This is a genomic window from Shimia sp. Alg240-R146, assembly GCF_947331465.1.
Lineage (GTDB): Bacteria > Pseudomonadota > Alphaproteobacteria > Rhodobacterales > Rhodobacteraceae > Shimia.
Genome location: NZ_CAMZOK010000002.1, coordinates 411854 through 427895, shown reverse-complemented (window position 1 = coordinate 427895; position 16042 = coordinate 411854). Strand labels below are relative to the sequence as shown.

The 16042-nt window shown below is 56.2% G+C and carries 20 protein-coding genes; 10 read left to right on the top strand and 10 right to left on the bottom strand.

Annotated elements, in window-relative coordinates; all coding sequences use genetic code 11:
- Positions 1 to 24: 24 nt before the first annotated feature.
- The 8 genes from PG871_RS11295 (at position 25) to aat (ending at position 6746) form a co-directional block, all read left to right on the top strand.
- Positions 25 to 1107 carry a GSCFA domain-containing protein gene (locus PG871_RS11295; RefSeq protein ID WP_333559669.1) on the top strand — a complete coding sequence of 361 codons (1083 nt, stop codon included), beginning with the start codon at positions 25 to 27 and terminating at the stop codon, positions 1105 to 1107.
- Positions 1104 to 1898 carry a hypothetical protein gene (locus tag PG871_RS11290; protein ID WP_270729398.1) on the top strand — a complete coding sequence of 265 codons (795 nt, stop codon included), beginning with the start codon at positions 1104 to 1106 and terminating at the stop codon, positions 1896 to 1898. The genes PG871_RS11295 and PG871_RS11290 overlap by 4 nt, the downstream gene beginning before the upstream one ends.
- A 24-nt stretch (positions 1899 to 1922) precedes the next feature.
- Positions 1923 to 2552 carry a 3-oxoacid CoA-transferase subunit B gene (locus tag PG871_RS11285; RefSeq protein ID WP_270729396.1) on the top strand — a complete coding sequence of 210 codons (630 nt, stop codon included), beginning with the start codon at positions 1923 to 1925 and terminating at the stop codon, positions 2550 to 2552.
- A 188-nt stretch (positions 2553 to 2740) separates the two neighbouring features.
- Positions 2741 to 3445, top strand: coding sequence for a substrate-binding periplasmic protein (locus PG871_RS11280; RefSeq protein WP_270729394.1), 705 nt, complete (start codon positions 2741 to 2743; stop codon positions 3443 to 3445).
- Positions 3446 to 3541: 96 nt separating this feature from the next.
- Positions 3542 to 4093, top strand: a complete 552-nt coding sequence (locus tag PG871_RS11275; RefSeq protein ID WP_270729392.1) for a LuxR C-terminal-related transcriptional regulator — start codon at positions 3542 to 3544, stop codon at positions 4091 to 4093.
- Positions 4094 to 4240: 147 nt separating this feature from the next.
- Complete coding sequence (gene accB / locus PG871_RS11270; RefSeq protein ID WP_270729390.1) at positions 4241 to 4741, top strand: acetyl-CoA carboxylase biotin carboxyl carrier protein; 501 nt, start codon at positions 4241 to 4243, stop codon at positions 4739 to 4741.
- Between the two features lie 9 nt (positions 4742 to 4750).
- Entirely contained in the window at positions 4751 to 6103 is a 1353-nt protein-coding gene (gene accC / locus PG871_RS11265; protein ID WP_270729389.1) for an acetyl-CoA carboxylase biotin carboxylase subunit, read from the top strand.
- Positions 6104 to 6122: 19 nt separating this feature from the next.
- Entirely contained in the window at positions 6123 to 6746 is a 624-nt protein-coding gene (gene aat / locus PG871_RS11260; RefSeq protein WP_270729388.1) for a leucyl/phenylalanyl-tRNA--protein transferase, read from the top strand.
- Here the strand turns inward: aat and PG871_RS11255 are convergent.
- The 10 genes from PG871_RS11255 to PG871_RS11210 all read right to left on the bottom strand — a co-directional run bounded on the left by PG871_RS11255 (position 6704) and on the right by PG871_RS11210 (position 14464).
- Positions 6704 to 7213 (bottom strand): DUF2155 domain-containing protein, encoded by a 510-nt coding sequence (locus PG871_RS11255; protein WP_270729387.1) that lies wholly within the window; start codon positions 7211 to 7213, stop codon positions 6704 to 6706. The genes aat and PG871_RS11255 overlap by 43 nt on opposite strands.
- Positions 7210 to 7656, bottom strand: coding sequence for an outer membrane lipid asymmetry maintenance protein MlaD (gene mlaD / locus PG871_RS11250; protein WP_270729385.1), 447 nt, complete (start codon positions 7654 to 7656; stop codon positions 7210 to 7212). The genes PG871_RS11255 and mlaD overlap by 4 nt, the downstream gene beginning before the upstream one ends.
- A 4-nt stretch (positions 7657 to 7660) precedes the next feature.
- A complete protein-coding gene (locus tag PG871_RS11245; RefSeq protein WP_270729383.1) occupies positions 7661 to 8047 on the bottom strand; it encodes an NADH:ubiquinone oxidoreductase subunit NDUFA12 in 387 nt (128 codons plus the stop codon).
- A 191-nt stretch (positions 8048 to 8238) separates the two neighbouring features.
- Positions 8239 to 9129, bottom strand: a complete 891-nt coding sequence (locus tag PG871_RS11240; protein ID WP_270729381.1) for a DMT family transporter — start codon at positions 9127 to 9129, stop codon at positions 8239 to 8241.
- Position 9130: 1 nt separating this feature from the next.
- Entirely contained in the window at positions 9131 to 9514 is a 384-nt protein-coding gene (locus tag PG871_RS11235; protein ID WP_270729380.1) for a RidA family protein, read from the bottom strand.
- Positions 9515 to 10021: 507 nt separating this feature from the next.
- Positions 10022 to 11014 carry a LysR family transcriptional regulator gene (locus PG871_RS11230; RefSeq protein WP_270729378.1) on the bottom strand — a complete coding sequence of 331 codons (993 nt, stop codon included), beginning with the start codon at positions 11012 to 11014 and terminating at the stop codon, positions 10022 to 10024.
- Positions 11015 to 11137: 123 nt separating this feature from the next.
- Entirely contained in the window at positions 11138 to 11560 is a 423-nt protein-coding gene (locus PG871_RS11225; RefSeq protein WP_270729375.1) for a hypothetical protein, read from the bottom strand.
- A complete protein-coding gene (locus tag PG871_RS11220) occupies positions 11557 to 12024 on the bottom strand; it encodes a cupin domain-containing protein (protein WP_270729373.1) in 468 nt (155 codons plus the stop codon). The genes PG871_RS11225 and PG871_RS11220 overlap by 4 nt, the downstream gene beginning before the upstream one ends.
- Positions 12025 to 12432: 408 nt before the next feature.
- Complete coding sequence (gene clpX, locus PG871_RS11215; RefSeq protein ID WP_270729372.1) at positions 12433 to 13698, bottom strand: ATP-dependent Clp protease ATP-binding subunit ClpX; 1266 nt, start codon at positions 13696 to 13698, stop codon at positions 12433 to 12435.
- Between the two features lie 133 nt (positions 13699 to 13831).
- A complete protein-coding gene (locus tag PG871_RS11210) occupies positions 13832 to 14464 on the bottom strand; it encodes an ATP-dependent Clp protease proteolytic subunit (protein ID WP_270729371.1) in 633 nt (210 codons plus the stop codon).
- 435 nt (positions 14465 to 14899) lie between these two features.
- Between PG871_RS11210 and PG871_RS11205 the strand changes: the two genes are divergently transcribed.
- Both PG871_RS11205 and PG871_RS11200 read left to right on the top strand, forming a co-directional pair.
- On the top strand, positions 14900 to 15277 hold the full coding sequence (locus PG871_RS11205) for a DUF6678 family protein (RefSeq protein WP_270729369.1): 378 nt from the start codon (positions 14900 to 14902) through the stop codon (positions 15275 to 15277).
- Between the two features lie 95 nt (positions 15278 to 15372).
- Positions 15373 to 16035 (top strand): DNA-3-methyladenine glycosylase I, encoded by a 663-nt coding sequence (locus tag PG871_RS11200; RefSeq protein WP_270729367.1) that lies wholly within the window; start codon positions 15373 to 15375, stop codon positions 16033 to 16035.
- Positions 16036 to 16042: the final 7 nt, after the last annotated feature.

Below are 16042 nucleotides of genomic sequence, written 5' to 3'. Positions count from 1 at the left end.
AATTTGCCAGATAGGACCCATGCAATGACGTCTCCTTACTCAAATCTGCCTTCAAAAGCGTTTTGGCGTTCAGCCGTAACCGACCGCCCTGCGCTTGAGCCCGGCGACCTTTACGAGCCCAAGATTAAGATTCGAAAGAGAATGACAAAGATCGTGACAGCGGGGTCCTGTTTTGCCCAACATGTTGGCCGGACCCTGGCCAACTCTGGGTTTAATGTTCTGGACGGAGAGCCCGTGCCACTACGTATGTCCGACGCCCTTGCCAACCGTTTTGGCTACAAGCTGTTCTCGGGTCGCTATGGCAATATCTACACCGTTCGACAGTTGGTCCAAATGATGGACGAAGCTGAAGGGTTGTTCCAACCCGCCACCCCCGTCTGGGAAAAGAACGGTCGCTACTATGACGCGATGCGCCCAAATGTCGAACCCGAGGGGCTGGAAAGCCCTGAACTGGTGATGAAGCAACGCAAAGAACACCTAAAAAAAGTGCTTGAGACCTACAAGCAGGCTGATCTGTTCGTGTTCACATTTGGGTTGACTGAGGCTTGGATTCACAAAGAAAGCGGGACGGTTTACCCAACGGCCCCTGGCACGATCGCCGGCAGTTTCGACCCTGAGCTTTACGAATTCAAAAATTTCGGTTTCACGGAAATCATGGCGGATTTTGTCAGCTTCAGGAAGCGAATGAAGAAGTACAACCCCGCCATGAAATTCTTGATAACCGTATCGCCGGTTCCGCTTACGGCAACAGCAAGCGGGAATCATGTGGAAGTGGCCACAAGTTATTCTAAATCTGTGCTACGCACGGTTTGCGGCACGTTGTATGACAAGTTCCGTGACGTGGACTATTTTCCCTCTTATGAAATCATCACTTCGCCCAACAACCGCGGTGTCTATTTTGAATCGAACAAGCGCTCGGTGTCGTCCAAAGGCGTAGCAACAGCCATGGGGCTGTTTCTGCAGGCCCACAACCCTGGCGATGATGCAGAAAAAGGCGGTGCTACAGCACAGAAAGCTAAGAAAAAAGGTCCCCAAAACGCGGATAAGGCAAAGGACGACGAAGACGCTGTCTGTGAAGACGCACTGTTGGAGGCTTTTGCACGATGACGACGCGTGTTCTTATCACCGGTTCATCTCATGTTGCTGCTCTGAAGCTCGGCTGGGATCAAATCTCAACTGAATTTCCGGATATTGAATGCATTTTCCTAGCTATAAGTGGCCCGCAGCTTTGGCGGTTTTCAACCAATGAAAAGAATGAGTTTGGAATTTTTGACTTTACGGATATGTCGTCCACGCTGAGAGACCATTTCGCTTCGATCGAATCCTCTGTGGATTTGAACACAATCGATACCGTTCTAGTGTCTGGATCAAAATGGGAATTTCAAGCGGTGCTCCGCGCGCTCACTAAATGCGATGTAGATGGGCTTTTTACAACAGATAGGGATGTGCCCAGCATATCTCTTCCAATGTTTGAAGCCTTTTGCGCCGAGGTGGCTGAAAGGGCCTATCGGAGCAACGACTATTGGGCGAAGCATTTTCAAAACGTGCCCTTATCGTTTATTCCGCAACCTCGTTTGTCTGAAGCGTCGCTGAACAACGAAGATCAGTGGCACAAATTGAAGTCCTACACGGCAAACACAGCCAAGGCCCTTAGCGCACTTGAAAAGAAATATCTGGATGTTGTCCGTGCGCATGACATCCGTATTTTCCCGCAACCAAGCTCGACCATAGCGGATAATGGCTTTACCAAAGCAGAATACTCCCGCAATTCGGTTCGGCTGGTAGGGGGCGATCAGCATCCAGAACAGGATACCGCCCATATGAATCAAGACTATGGCGAGATTGTTCTTAGAGAAATTCTGCCGAAAATGGTCAGTGAATTGGCCAGGCTATCCTAAATCCAAGACGAGAAGGAACACGACATGGCATGGGATCGTAACCAAATGGCGGCACGCGCCGCACAGGAACTGCAAGACGGCTGGTATGTGAACCTCGGCATCGGTATCCCGACGCTGGTGTCCAACTACATCCCCGAAGGTGTTGAAGTGACGCTGCAATCTGAAAACGGCATGCTCGGCATGGGCCCTTTCCCGATCGAAGGCGACGAAGACGCAGACCTGATCAACGCGGGCAAGCAGACCATCACCGAGCTGCCGCAAACCGCCTATTTTGACAGCGCGCAATCCTTCGCGATGATCCGCGGCGGCAAGATCGCCATGGCCATCCTTGGCGCGATGGAAGTGGCCGAAAACGGCGACCTCGCCAACTGGATGATCCCCGGCAAGCTGGTCAAGGGCATGGGCGGCGCGATGGATCTCGTGGCCGGCGTGGGCCGCGTGGTTGTGGTTATGGACCACGCCAACAAACACGGTGTGTCCAAAGTTCTCAAAGAATGCACCCTGCCCCTGACCGGCAAGGGCGTTGTTGATCGCATCATCACCAACCTTGGCGTGATGGACGTCGTTGACGGCGGCCTCAAGCTGGTCGAGCTGGCGGATGGCGTCACCGATGAGGAGTTCCGCACCGCGACCGAGGCCACTCTGATCAACTAAGCACTTGATTGAACTATCATGAAGCCCCGCAGCGTTTTGTGGGGCTTTTTTTGTGATCGCTCGGCAGTCACAATTTTTCGAGAATTCATGATGCATTCTCACTTTCTCGACCGATCGCGATAACACCTTCTTAGCATCTGCCAAGCATGGTCCGAGTTCTGAAATGAGCATTTAAGAAACGGACTGACATGAAGAAGACCACCATCGCAATCGCTGCGGCTCTTTCTGCCCTTGCCACGTTTGCAAACGCCGGGACAGTCAAGCTGACGACTCTGGAATGGCCCCCGTATGTGAACGCCGACGCAACTGGCACAAGCACCGACACGGTAACGGCGGCCTTCGCCGCTGCCGGCGCAACAGTCGAGGCCGAAGTATTCCCTTGGAACCGCGCTGTAAATCTTGCCGCGAAAGACCCTGCTTGGGTAGGTCTGTATCCGGAATACTATGATGCCAGCGCAGACGCCGAAAAAGCCGGAGACCGCTGCATCTATTCCGCCCCATTTGGCACCAGCCCGGTCGGTTTCGTGCACCGCACGGACAATGCCTTTGACTGGTCGTCCCACGAAGATCTGGCCAACTACCGCATCGGCGTCGTGCAGGGCTACATCAACGAAGCCAAATTTGACGGCATGGTGGCCGATGGCAGCCTCGAAGTAGACGCTGGCCCAACCGACGCCTCCAACGTCGAAAAAGTGGCCGCCGGCCGCATGGATGCCGCTGTGATCGACCGAAATGTGTTTGAAAACCTGATTGCAACAGAACCGCGTCTGGCAGAACACGCCGGCGACTTGGCATTCCACGCCAGCCCACTGGCGAACCACAACTTGCTGGTTTGTTTCGAAAACTCTGACCAAGGTCGCGCGGCCCGCGACATGTTCAACTCCGGCCTCTAAGCCATATCACATACTGACACTGAACGGCGCCCAAACAAGGCGCCGTTTTTCTTTGCGCCTTCCTCTTTTGAGCGCGCTGTGCCAAACACTTGACCCATGGACCAATACGCCCTCGCCTTTGACCACGCCCCTGTGGGTCTGATCCTTCTGGAAAACCGTGTGATCCGCCGCGCCAATCCGCGCTTTGGCGAAATGTTCGGCCTGACGCCGGAAGCATGCAAAGGCCTGCCCATCGCGGAAATCTACGCATCGGAGGAAGACTTCCAGACAATCGGCGCCAAGGTTTACGCGGCCATCCGTGACACAGGGCGCTATTCCGATGAACGGATCATGAAGCGCGCCGACGGATCACTCTTCTGGTGTCGCGTACGTGGTCAAGCCGCCGCCACCGACACACCTGACACCCCCTTCAGCACTTCGGTCTGGTCTTTTGCCGATCTCTCCGAAGACCGCCCCATCGTGGCGCTGACCCAAAGGGAACGCGAAGTCGCCATCCTCACGTGCCGTGGCCTGACGTCCAAAGAAATTGGCCTTGATCTGAACCTGTCTTATCGCACTGTCGAAGAATACCGCGCCCGACTGCTTCGCAAATTCGGCGCACGCAAACTTGCGGAACTGGTCGCTAAACTCTCCGGAATGCCACTTTAAACCCGCAACACTGGACATCTGCTGTTAGCGCCCCCAACTGTCATGCAGTTCGGCTTTCCTAAGGGCAGCTTTTGACCTATAAGCCCCCGTTAGGGAAAACCAAAAAGACTCAACCGCGAACCGCGTGCAGAGGATAGAAAACGGACAATGAGCAAAAAAAACCACGATTCCGACGTCGCCTTTATTCAGGCTCTGGCAGAACTGCTTCGTGAAAACGATCTGACCGAACTTGAGGTCATGCGTGAGTACGGCGAAGATGACAGCCTCAACGTGCGCGTTAGCCGCCAAATGCAGATCGCCGCAGCACCTGTGGCTGTCGCCGCAGCAGCGCCTGCAGCCGCACCCGTTGCGGCAGCAGCCCCGGCGCCGGCCGCAGCGCCTGCTCCAGACGCTGCAACCGATCCAGCCAGCCATCCCGGTGCGGTGACCTCGCCCATGGTTGGCACGGTCTACCTGCAGGCCGAACCCGGCGCGCCGTCCTTTGTGTCTGCCGGTCAGACCGTGTCTGAAGGCGACACCCTGCTGATCGTCGAAGCCATGAAGACCATGAACCATATTCCGGCGCCGAAGTCCGGCACTGTCACCCGAGTTCTGGTCGGAGACGGTGACACCGTCGAATATGGCGCACCTCTGGTTATCATCGAATAAGGCGCAGATATGTTTGACAAAATCCTGATCGCAAACCGTGGAGAGATCGCCTTGCGTGTGATCCGCGCGGCCCGCGAAATGGGCATCGGGTCGGTCGCCGTGCATTCCACCGCCGATTCCGATGCAATGCATGTGCGCATGGCGGATGAAGCGATCTGCATCGGTCCTGCACCGGGCACCGACAGCTATTTAAACAAGGCCGCGGTGATCGCGGCCTGCGAAGTCACTGGTGCTCAGGCAATCCATCCCGGCTATGGTTTTTTGTCGGAGAACGCAGAATTTGTGCAGATGGTCGAAGACCACGGTCTGACCTTCATCGGCCCGACCGCGCAACACATCCGCACGATGGGCGATAAAATCACGGCCAAAGAAACCATGATCAAGCTGGGTGTGCCTTGTGTGCCCGGCTCTGAGGGTGGCGTGCCCGATCTGGAAAGCGCCAAGAAGCTTGGCGAAGAGATGGGCTATCCGGTCATCATCAAGGCCACCGCCGGTGGTGGTGGGCGCGGCATGAAAGTGGCTCAAACTGCCGCAGACATGGAAAGCGCCTTTATGACCGCGCGCGCAGAAGGCAAATCCAATTTCGGCAACGACGAGGTCTATATTGAAAAATACCTGACCACGCCGCGTCACATTGAGATTCAGGTTTTTGGCGATGGCAAAGGCAACGCCGTGCATCTGGGCGAACGCGACTGCTCTTTGCAGCGCCGTCACCAGAAAGTGTTCGAAGAGGCCCCCGGCCCCTCAATCACACCTGAAGAACGTGCCAAAATCGGCAAGGTCTGTGCGGACGCCGTTGCCAAAATTAACTACATCGGCGCCGGAACAATCGAATTCCTCTACGAAAACGGCGAGTTCTATTTCATCGAGATGAACACCCGCCTGCAGGTGGAGCATCCGGTGACAGAAGCCATCTTTGGCGTCGATCTGGTGCGCGAACAAATCCGCGTGGCCGGTGGCCTGCCGATGTCCTTTGGGCAAGACGACCTTACCATCAATGGCCACGCCATTGAGGTTCGGATTAACGCTGAAAAGCTGCCGAACTTTACGCCTTGCCCTGGCAAAATCACCGCCTACCACGCCCCCGGCGGGCTGGGGGTGCGGATGGACAGCGCGCTGTATGACGGCTATTCGATACCGCCCTACTACGACAGCCTGATTGGCAAACTGATCGTGCACGGGCGGGATCGCCCCGAAGCGCTCGCGCGTCTCAACCGCGCTTTGGGTGAACTGATCGTGGACGGCATCGATACCACCACACCGCTGTTTCACGCTCTTTTGGCCGAAACTGACGTCCAAACCGGGGATTACAATATCCACTGGCTGGAGAAATGGCTCGACGCCAATATGGCCGAGGGCTGACCCATAGTGGGCGCGCATCATGGGTGAGTTGACACCCGAACTTTTGATGCGCGCCTATTCCATGGGCGTCTTTCCGATGTCCGAACATCGTGATGATCCCGACATCTTCTGGGTTGACCCGATCCGCCGTGGCATCTTCCCACTCGACAGTTTTCACATCTCCCGCAGTCTTGCCCGCGCCATTCGCCGCGAGGACCACGTCGTCACACTCAGCCAAGATTTTGAGGGCGTGCTGGACGCCTGCGCAGACCGATCAGAAACATGGATCAGCGCGGAAATTCATCGCCTTTACATGGCCTTGCATGCCGAAGGCAAAGCCCATTCTCTTGAAGTATGGCAAGACGGCATGCTGGCTGGTGGCGTCTATGGCGTCGTGCTCGGCGGCGCCTTTTTTGGCGAAAGCATGATGTCTCGTCGAACAAATGGATCCAAAATCGCGCTGGCCTATCTGATCACGCATCTGCGTCGCTCGGGCTTCACGCTGTTTGATACGCAGTTCATCACCGATCATCTCACCTCATTGGGTGCGATCGAAATTCCTCGTGCGGATTATCACAAGCTTCTGACTTGGGCGATCCGGCAAAACGCCGACATCTCCGCTCAGTCGCTGCCTTCAGCCTCGGAAGTACTCGCCGCGTCCTGAGCCGCCTCAGACGTTTTGCAACGCATCACCCACACATCATAGCGCGCATGATCCAGCGCCATCAGCGCGGGGCTCGAGGCAATCATCCACCCCTGAAACAGCGTATCCCCTTCGCCGCGGTCCGCGATGATCGTGAGATAGGCATAGGCCTCACCGGTGGCATTGTCCGCGGGGTGGCGACACTGCGCCATATCTACCCGCAGCGGGCCCATAAAGGTGGAGTACCCATTCTCCAGCTCGAAATCCACACGCTCGCCGGTCAGCTTGTCCAAGCCCCGCAACAACGCGCCTTCGGCAACCGTGGCGGCTACCACGGATTCGCTGGACACATCGCCCAATGTCTGTGGTGTGGACAGCGATTCAAATTCCAGCGGCGCGATCTCCAGCGTCTCGATCACAATGTCTTGTGCACTCACCGCCATTGGCATCAAGGACGCGCAGGTCACTGTCAGGAACCGGCGCATCATTCGTCTCCACCGCTGACAAATTTCAACAGCAACGACACCAGACTTACAGAACTCTGGGTATCTTCGATCTCGTCGCCTGCTTCAAAGTTGAACGGCGAGCCACCTGGCAGGATCTCAACGAAGTTGCCACCCAGCAGCCCTTCAGAGCTGATCACCACCGCGCTGTCATCAGGCAGTTCAACATCGCCAGCAACTGAAAACTCGGTCACTGCGCGAAATCTTGCTGGATCCAGGGTGATGTCCGTAACCGTGCCGATCTTCACACCGGCAAGACGCACGTCCGTTCCGACACTGACGCCTTCGACAGACCGGAAAGACGCCATCAACCCATAGCTGTCACCGACGCGATCACGATCGGTGAACTGGCTGGCGTAAACTAGGAAGCTTGCAGCGGCGGCCAGTACGGCGGCGCCAACAAGCGCTTCTGTGCGCACTGCCGACATCGGTTTACTCCGGGCTCCACGCCTCGTAGTCGCGGCGCTCTTGCGGTGCGCCACTCCCACGGATTGATCCAGCAGGCGCATAGGCCTCAGCCAAACCCGTCAGGTTTTCCTGATGCGGTTTTTCCCAGTCTTTATGCGGCAAGGTCTTTTCAGATGGCACATCTTTGAACGTGTGGTGCAACCAGCCATGCCACTCGGCACTGATGCGGCTGGCCTCAACTTCACCGTTGAACATCACCCAGCGCTTGCTGTCGTCAGCATTGCGATAATAGACGTTACCGGCGGAATCCTCACCGACCTTTACCCCTTTACGACGAGTATAAAGTTTGGTGTTCAGGGTTCCCCCGTTCCACCAAGTCAAAACGCCGTTGATAGTGTTCAGAATGCCCATGGGTGCCTCCGCAAATTCCCTCTCCATATGAACCATTTGCTGCCAAAGGTCCAGTGCAGGCAAAGCTCAAGCACCGTGACAAAACACCCAATTTTCGCAGACCGAGCGTCCCGGTCGCCAATCTGCGCGGCGCCGCGAACTGCGCAGGCCTGGCACAAAGATTCGCGTTCCTCATCAACTCCAAACGCTCTTCAGCGCGCCACAGCCCGCCCACGCACGAGAATAAACAATCCCGACACCACAATCAGTCCGCAGCCCAGCCAGGTCGCCCCGTCTAGCTTCTCCCCGAAAATCAATACCCCAAGCGCCACGCCAAACAGCAAACGCGAATACCGAAACGGAGTCACCGCCGATACTTCACCGGTCCGCATCGCCTTCATCAGCGCCGTGTAAGCAAACACGCCAGTGACAATCGCCGCACCAAGGGCAAGGCCGCTTGTGCCTTCCAGCCGTACAAAAGGCTGCTGCTCATAGACAGAATACATCGCCCCCGCCGCAATCACGGTCAAGAACCCGTAAAGACCCAACAAGATCGTGCTCAACTCTTTGGGCGCGGCGCGGCTCGCCAAATCCCGCCCCGCAAAGCCCAACATGCCAGCAACCGCCAACAAGGAAAGCGCCGAGAAGCTGTCACCACCCGGTCGGATGATCACCACCACGCCTGCCAGCCCGATGCCAATCGCCACCCACCGGCGCCAGCCAACGCGCTCGCCAAAAATCACCGCCGCCGCGCCAACAACCACCAAGGGTGTAGCTTGTAAAATGACCGTGGCCGAAGACAGTGGCGTCAAAGCCAAGGCGAGAAAGTAAAACAGGCGCCCGAAGACCTCAAAGAACACCCGCACCCGCACCGCAGGTGCCCGCGCTGCCGCGGGGAATAGGGCCAACCCCTGTGCTTTGGCCAGTGCCGCGAAAATCACGGCACCACCTGCGCCAAAGATCACAAGGATTTGGCTCATCGGAATGCCCTGTGCCGCGCCTTTGATCAACGCGTCTTCAACAGCAAAAAGCGCCATAGACGCCACCATCCAGAAGCTGCCCAGCAGGTTCGCCCGCCTGTCTGTTGCGATTTGGTTGACCACTTTAGCCTGAAACCCGCGCCGTAACCTCAATCTCGATCTTCATCGCCGCTTCCATCAGGTCCGCAATGATCATCGTCGCCGCAGGTTTCGCCTTGGCAAACACCTCGCTTGTCACCGGCCAGCATTTCTCAAAGTCGCTGCCGTCAGGCAGAATGTAGTTCACCCGCACCACATCATCGAGCGAGCTGCCCGCATCCTCCAAAGCTTTGCCAATGGTCGCCAGCGTGTTGCGACACTGTTCAGCTACATCCTCGGGCATGGTCATGGTCTCATAGTCGTAACCTGTGGTGCCGGCGACGAACACCCAGCCATCCGCCACAACCGCGCGGCTGTATCCGATCTTTTCTTCAAATGGCGATCCGGTGGAAATGTGACGCACAGACATGGCAAGGCTCCTGAAATGAATGGGCTAAGACATCTTCTGTGCGAACGGGAGTGTCAAGAACGCCAATGCCAAATCAATGGTTTGACAGCGCCCGAACCGCCCCGCGGGGTGGGCGCTTTGCTTCCACCAATCGGTTCGTGCGCGGTAGCCCCCATCACCGATTCTTGCGAAAGACATCTGCAGCGAAAGTCCAGAGGCAGCCCAAATTGGCGTATGCTGCTCAAAGCACAAGCGGCAGCTATGCGCAGGAAGCGACCTTTGCCCAGTAACTCGATGGGTCCACAGCAGACTTCCGCACCAAATGGGGATACTGCGGCGCACGCCGTCAAATCGGACTTTCACCCCAACCGGATGAACATGAATTATGTTAGTCGAGTGATCCTGAGTGGAGAGACTTGCAATTCTGGGTGCGCTCAAGTGTGGTCGGCTCTCGTGGGTTTCGGTCTCGCCAAAACATGACACCCAATTTGAGGTCTCGTGGCAATTCGCTTGGACGATGCCAGTGTATCATTCAGCGGCCTTTGCGGTGGTTCCGCCTAAGCCAATTGACGCGGGCAGCGGTTGGTCTACGTCGTTCAGATGGCGCAGAAGATTGGCAATTTCGCCGCGCAGCCAACGGTGGGCGGGCTCATCTGTTTGCCAACGATTCCACGCCACCCACAACAATGCAGGCTCCATCGGGAAAGGCATCGGATGTAACGCCAGACCAAACCGATCGGCGACCGCACGTGCAAGCGTGCCGGGCAGGACCGCTAGCAAATCGCTTCCGGCCACGGTTTCATAAAGATCTCGAAAACTGCCAACCGCCAGGGTTACACGTCTTGAACGTCCAAGCGTTGACAGGACCTGATCCTCATAGCTGGAGTGAAGCCCTTCCGAGGAAAAGACAACGTGGTCCATGTCGCAATAGAGGTCGATGGGGATGTCGCCCCCATCACCAATGCCTGCGCGGGCCAATCTGGGATGGCCGGTTCTGGATACTATTTGCCACGCCGACCAGAACATGGGCTCCGCGACGATATTCGCCGGGATGTCATGGGTGCACGGAAGGGCAATATCTACGTCCATACGCCCCATTTCGTGCAGATTGCCGGGGTGAATTAGATCGACGAAACTCAATTTGACCTTTGGTGCCGTACTACCCAGCCGCTGCATCAGCATAGGAAGCAGCATGACGGAGAAATAGTCGGATCCGGAAATCCGGAACGAGGCGTCGCAATCGGCGGGGTCGAAGGGTCCCGCGCCAGCCAGAGTTTGCTCCAGCCCGCTTAAATGTGCGCGGATCGGTTCGCGCAGCGAAGAGGCGAAATCTGTTGGCCGCAAAGCCGTGCCATCGCGCACGAAAAGAGGATCGTCCAAAGCCACGCGAAGCCGCCCCAAGGCCGCCGAGACCGCCGGTTGTGACAGACCAACGCGTGTGGCGGCCCGCGTTGTCGAGCCCTCGATCAACAGGGCATCAAGCACTTTCAGAAGATTGAGGTCAAAGGCTGCAAGGTTCACGATGGCCCCTCCTGATTGCCATAATGGACGCAAGGACAGCTTTTGTCACGCCGACCAACGACCCCAGCAAATGCCGCTGGACTGACAGCGCCCGATCCGTTCCGGAAAGCAGATCAAAGCACGTCATTTTCCTGCGGGCTGACGGTGAGCACCTGAGCCTTGGCCCGCGGTATTCATCTGTTCTATGCCGTGGCGGAAAATGACAACAGCAAACAGGACCATCGATAGCAAGGCCAGAACAGAGCCGAGTTTGGCAAGGGTTTCACCGCTTTCAGAGATGGCCAGAGCAATACCGGGTGTCAGGACAAGGACGGCCGCAATTGCAATCACAAAATGCACATTTGCCAGTCGGCTTGCCGCAGCTTTCGGGCTGAGAGCGTAATAGGTCCCAAAGACCGACATCGCGACAAAGCCAATCAGGTTAAGATGCCCATGCGCCGGTGACAGTGTGTGGTCATGACTGGCGGACATCTGGATCCCCCAAATCATGCCTATCAAACCGCAAAGGGCGGCTGTGAAAAAGAAGCGCGTTGCCAAGTTGGTCATTGTCCCGTCTCCTTGTTGTCGTCTTCAAGTGGTGGGCCGGTAAAGCTCATGTTGTGGCGCGCGGCACTTTCATTGATGGCGGCCATATCTGCTGGAATGGCTAAATTTGCGGCGGCCATTTCGGCAAAGAACCCTTCGAACCCGCCGGGGGTCAGGATCACCAAGTGTCGGCATGGCAGGTCACCGACGATGCGAAAAGTGTGTTCGGTTTCGCGGGGGATGAAGACGGTTTCCCCCGGTCCGCGAGTGAACCTTTCTCCGGCCAGCCAGAACTCTGCATCCCCGGTCAGGATCACAAAAGCTTCGTCGGCATTGTGGTGAATATGGCGCGGCGGCCCTGACCCCGCGGGAGAGACGGAATCGGTGATCGACATCGCCCCTTTGGTTTCGACCGTTGTCAGTGTGGTTCGATAGTGGGTGCCAAGCCATTCAAAGGCTCCCGGTCCCAAAACTGTATTTTTCATCGCTTCCTCCAGAATGGTGTTGGAAACGAAGGCGCCTTCGATACACCGACTGTAGTGCCGTGGTGCTTATATGATAAATCGATAGTTTGTATGCGCTGGATAAGCGTCGTAAATAACCTCGCGCTTTACCCATCGCAAACCCCCGAAACTGGCTGTTCCCGAAAGTATTTTCGACTGATCCTCATCTGTGCGAATGCAGACAACCGGGGGGAATTAGCATCTGAAAGTTTGGGGCTCTTAACGGCTCTGCGCTGCGGTCGAAACAAGTGTCTGCTTTGGGCTGGGAACTGCCGCTGGTTCAGGTTTGGCGAACAGCAGAAAAGTCCCGCATAGCAGCTATAGATCACCGCCAAAACAAAAAAGGCGCCCAGAATAGGACGCCCTTCTAATTCTCTTTCGCGGATCGGGTTACCCTGCAGACGCGGGCTCTTTTTCGGCATCGCCGTGGATCATCAACGGCGCGGCCGCGCGGCTCACAGCTTCCTCGTTGACCACAACCTCGGTCACGCTGTCCATGCCCGGAAGCTCGAACATCGTATCCAGAAGGATATCTTCCAGAATAGACCGCAGACCACGCGCGCCGGTCTTGCGTTCGATCGCTCGTTTGGCAATCGCGCTCAGTGCATCGTCCGTGAACGACAACTGCGCGTCTTCCAATTCAAAAAGACGTTGATACTGCTTCACCAGGGCGTTCTTCGGCGCGGTCAGAATGGTAACCAGAGCGTCCTCATCGAGATCTTCCAGCGTTGCCAGAACCGGCAAACGACCGACAAACTCCGGAATCAGACCAAATTTCAACAGATCTTCCGGCTCCAGATCCTGGAAAATCTCTCCAACGCCTCGTTCGTCGTTGTCACGTACATCCGCGCCAAAGCCCATTGCCGAGCCTTTGCCACGCTGCGCAATGATGCGATCCAGACCCGCAAAGGCCCCGCCGCAAATGAACAGAATATTGGTGGTGTCCACTTGCAGGAATTCCTGCTGCGGATGTTTGCGACCGCCCTGCGGCGGCACCGATGCAACAGTGCCTTCCATCAGCTTCAAGAGCGCCTGCTGCACGCCTTCGCCCGACACATCGCGGGTGATCGACGGGTTCTCAGACTTGCGAGTAATCTTATCAACTTCGTCAATATAGACGATACCACGCTGCGCGCGCTCAACGTTATATTCCGACGACTGCAAAAGCTTGAGGATGATGTTTTCCACATCCTCGCCTACATACCCGGCTTCGGTTAGCGTGGTCGCATCAGCCATCGTAAACGGTACGTCCAGAATACGCGCCAGCGTTTGTGCCAACAGCGTTTTGCCGCAGCCCGTCGGACCAATCAGCAGAATGTTGGACTTCGCCAGCTCGATGTCGCCGGTTTTTTGCGCATGGTTCAGGCGTTTGTAGTGGTTGTGCACCGCCACAGACAGCACCCGTTTCGCCATCGCCTGACCGATCACATAGTCATCCAGCACATCGCAAATCTCACGTGGTGCAGGCACCCCTTCCGAGGACTTCAGCCCGCTGGCTTTGGTCTCTTCTCGGATGATGTCCATACATAGCTCAACGCATTCATCACAAATGAACACCGTCGGACCCGCAATAAGCTTGCGCACCTCATGCTGGCTTTTTCCGCAAAAGCTGCAGTAAAGCGTATTTTTGCTGTCGGTGCCGGACGTATTCGACATGTCTTCCCTTTCAGGCCTGCTACCTGTCCCATCTCAGGGACACCCCGCGTTCAAATCAGCTTAAGTCAGCCATCAAACGGGTACAATGCGAAAGTGCCCGTCAAGGTTTACGACTCGACGGACACCTCAACTCTTAGCTCTCTTCGTCGTCGCCTTTGGCGCGATTTTCCACGATCTCGTCAATCAGACCCCAGTCTTTGGCCTCTTCGGGGCTCATGAAATTGTCGCGCTCAAGACCGGCCTCAACTTCTTCATAGGTGCGCCCGGTGTGTTTGACGTAAATCTCGTTCAGCCGCTTTTTCAGCTTCAGCGTCTCTTCGGCATGGATCATGATGTCCGTCGCCTGCCCCTGATACCCACCGGACGGCTGGTGCACCATCACGCGGGAGTTCGGCAAGCTGAAGCGCATGCCTGCCTCACCAGCGGTCAGCAGCAGCGAGCCCATTGAGGCCGCCTGACCAATCACCAGCGTCGAAACCTTCGGTTTGATGTATTGCATGGTGTCGTAAATCGACAGACCGGATGTCACAACGCCGCCGGGGCTGTTGATATACATGCTGATCTCTTTGGATGGATTTTCCGCCTCAAGGTGCAGAAGCTGCGCCACGATCAGGGACGACATGCCGTCGTGCACAGGACCGTTGAGGAAAATGATGCGCTCCTTCAACAGGCGCGAGAAGATATCATAAGCCCGCTCACCACGGCTGGTTTGTTCAACCACCATGGGCACGAGGGTGTTCATATAGGTCTCATACGGATCGTTCATATTCGCCTGCCTGTTGTCGCTTTGGTTGCAGCTATCCGGTTCCGCGCGCGAAACCTCTCCCACAGAGTCTTAGTGGTGGGTTCTGGGGGCTGCAAGGCCACCTAAGAGATTTTACGTTAAGGTCGGGTAAAGGCTGCGCGAGCACGACGCGGCGAGACATTCGAAGAAATTCCGGTGTCGCTTTGGTGCATCAGGTGATGATGACCCCGCCAAATAGCCAAATCTCCGATTAGGTAGCGCCCCTTTGGTCGACAAGGACTTGCAAAGCAAGGTCCCGAAAAGCGCACCGCCCCCGTCAAACCAAAGGTTTGCCGACGGCAAAACGCAGCCTCTTCGCTTCCCCCTCTGTTCGTGCGCGGAATAAGTTTGCCACCTCGCTTGATTTTTTCATCTGTGGAGGAGACCATGACCTGAGCTTGTGAAAGAATTCGACCTATGGCGCACGCAAACTTTTTTTCGGTCAGCAACGACACAAAATGGCTCGAACTCAGAGAGTGCGTGCTGTCTATGCCGTCAGGCGAAGCCCCCAAATTCCGCTCAAAAGCTTTTCCAAACGGGCATTTGTCCTATTGGGATAGTGATTGGTACTACCATTTTATTGAAGGGGGCTTTGCCGACATCGAATGGTTCGAGTTAGAATTCCCCAATGGCTTTCGAGAAAAATGGGCAAAGGCAATCGCGTCTATTGGGTTCGCAGGCGAGCCCACTCAAAACGGCTTACGGCTATTCGGATATGTTAAAAACGGCTCTGAGGCTCATAAGATCACTTGCGAGATCTTGAGAAGCATTGCCCCGCAATTGGTTCAGAAATGACAGCCAGTGGCGCGAATTCAAACCACTAAAACCCTAGCATTTAGCCACCGGTTGGCGACATACTCCGCCCAAAACATCGCAACAGGACCCACCTCATGCGCACTTTCGACGAAATCTTCGCTATTTCCGCCGACCGCAAAGGTGGTGCCGACGCGCTCAACGCCATGCTCGAGCCTCCCAAATCCGCTGCAGACCTCGCGGCAATCCCCGAAGACCGCTGGCTCGCACAATTCACCAAAGGTGTGTTTCAGGCAGGCTTTAACTGGAAAGTCATCGAGGCAAAATGGGACGGCTTTGAGGCCGCCTTTCACGGCTTTAACGTCGACCGCTGCGCCTTTATGCATGACGAAGACATGGACAGCCTGATGTCCAACACCGACATCGTGCGCAACGGTCCGAAAATCCGCACCGTCATCGAAAACGCCCATTTCCTCCAAGGCCTGCGCGACCAAGGCGGCGCGGGCAAAGTGCTCGGCGGCTGGGCCAGCACGGACTATGTCAACCAATTGGAATTCATGAAAAAAGGCGGCTCCCGCATCGGCGGAGCGACGGGCCAATATTCCCTACGTTTCCTTGGAAAAGACAGCTTCATCCTGTCCCGCGATGTTGTCGCGCGCCTGATCGCAGAAGGCGTGGTGGACAAACAGCCCACCTCCAAAGGAGCCATGAAAAAGGTGCAGGAGGCCTTCAACATCTGGATGGCGCAATCCGGCCGGTCTCTGACCGAAACCAGCCGCGTGCTGGCGATGAGCGTTTGAACACGCG

Excerpts from the sequence above, each read along its gene's own strand:
- PG871_RS11245 (WP_270729383.1), bottom strand. The coding sequence starts at position 8,047 with ATGGGCATTCTGAACACTATCAACGGCGTTTTGACTTGGTGGAACGGG.
- PG871_RS11295 (WP_333559669.1), top strand. The coding sequence starts at position 25 with ATGACGTCTCCTTACTCAAATCTGCCTTCAAAAGCGTTTTGGCGTTCA.
- PG871_RS11220 (WP_270729373.1), bottom strand. The coding sequence starts at position 12,024 with ATGAAAAATACAGTTTTGGGACCGGGAGCCTTTGAATGGCTTGGCACC.
- mlaD (WP_270729385.1), bottom strand. The coding sequence starts at position 7,656 with ATGTCGGCAGTGCGCACAGAAGCGCTTGTTGGCGCCGCCGTACTGGCC.
- PG871_RS11275 (WP_270729392.1), top strand. The coding sequence starts at position 3,542 with ATGGACCAATACGCCCTCGCCTTTGACCACGCCCCTGTGGGTCTGATC.
- accB (WP_270729390.1), top strand. The coding sequence starts at position 4,241 with ATGAGCAAAAAAAACCACGATTCCGACGTCGCCTTTATTCAGGCTCTG.
- clpX (WP_270729372.1), bottom strand. The coding sequence starts at position 13,698 with ATGTCGAATACGTCCGGCACCGACAGCAAAAATACGCTTTACTGCAGC.
- PG871_RS11210 (WP_270729371.1), bottom strand. The coding sequence starts at position 14,464 with ATGAACGATCCGTATGAGACCTATATGAACACCCTCGTGCCCATGGTG.
- PG871_RS11235 (WP_270729380.1), bottom strand. The coding sequence starts at position 9,514 with ATGTCTGTGCGTCACATTTCCACCGGATCGCCATTTGAAGAAAAGATC.
- PG871_RS11225 (WP_270729375.1), bottom strand. The coding sequence starts at position 11,560 with ATGACCAACTTGGCAACGCGCTTCTTTTTCACAGCCGCCCTTTGCGGT.
- accC (WP_270729389.1), top strand. The coding sequence starts at position 4,751 with ATGTTTGACAAAATCCTGATCGCAAACCGTGGAGAGATCGCCTTGCGT.
- aat (WP_270729388.1), top strand. The coding sequence starts at position 6,123 with ATGGGTGAGTTGACACCCGAACTTTTGATGCGCGCCTATTCCATGGGC.
- PG871_RS11290 (WP_270729398.1), top strand. The coding sequence starts at position 1,104 with ATGACGACGCGTGTTCTTATCACCGGTTCATCTCATGTTGCTGCTCTG.
- PG871_RS11205 (WP_270729369.1), top strand. The coding sequence starts at position 14,900 with ATGGCGCACGCAAACTTTTTTTCGGTCAGCAACGACACAAAATGGCTC.
- PG871_RS11285 (WP_270729396.1), top strand. The coding sequence starts at position 1,923 with ATGGCATGGGATCGTAACCAAATGGCGGCACGCGCCGCACAGGAACTG.
- PG871_RS11200 (WP_270729367.1), top strand. The coding sequence starts at position 15,373 with ATGCGCACTTTCGACGAAATCTTCGCTATTTCCGCCGACCGCAAAGGT.
- PG871_RS11255 (WP_270729387.1), bottom strand. The coding sequence starts at position 7,213 with ATGATGCGCCGGTTCCTGACAGTGACCTGCGCGTCCTTGATGCCAATG.
- PG871_RS11280 (WP_270729394.1), top strand. The coding sequence starts at position 2,741 with ATGAAGAAGACCACCATCGCAATCGCTGCGGCTCTTTCTGCCCTTGCC.